Here is a 476-nt window from a genome sequence, read left to right as displayed (position 1 = left end):
TCCCTGGCCCGGCAATGTGCGCGAGCTGGAAAATCTGGTGCGCAGGCTCGCCGCGCTCTATTCGCAGGATGAGATTTCGGCCGAGATCATCGAGGCCGAACTGAAGACCGGCGAGCGATCTGTCGTGCCGGACGGCGGCGCGCTGATCCCCGACGACCTGTCGATCGGCCAGGCGGTCGAGCATTTCCTGCAGCGCTATTTCGCGTCCTTCGCCGGCGACCTGCCGCCCTCCGGGCTCTACCAACGCATCCTCGCCGAGGTCGAATATCCGCTGGTGCTGGCTTCGATGACCGCGACGCGCGGCAACCAGATCAAGGCGGCCGAGCTTCTGGGCCTCAACCGCAACACGCTGCGCAAGAAGATCCGCGAGCTTGGCGTCAACGTCTACAAGGCCGCCAGGCAGCCCTGACTTTGCCTTCACTTTTGGGGATTAAGTCGGGGAAAGATTTCCGTCCCGGCCACACTTGTTGCATAAT

At 63.0% G+C, this 476-nt stretch carries 1 protein-coding gene; it reads left to right on the top strand.

Going from position 1 to position 476, the window contains the following annotated elements:
• A partial coding sequence (locus EOA60_RS36860) for a helix-turn-helix domain-containing protein (protein WP_281060833.1) occupies positions 1 to 409 on the top strand: 409 nt, incomplete at its 5' end.
• Between the last annotated feature and the right edge of the window lie 67 nt (positions 410 to 476).

It is taken from the genome of Mesorhizobium sp. M1A.F.Ca.IN.020.06.1.1 (assembly GCF_004023265.1).
In the GTDB taxonomy this organism is placed as follows: Bacteria; Pseudomonadota; Alphaproteobacteria; order Rhizobiales; family Rhizobiaceae; genus Mesorhizobium.
Note: the sequence above shows the minus strand (reverse complement) of the source record. Positions and strands in the feature narration are given on the sequence as shown.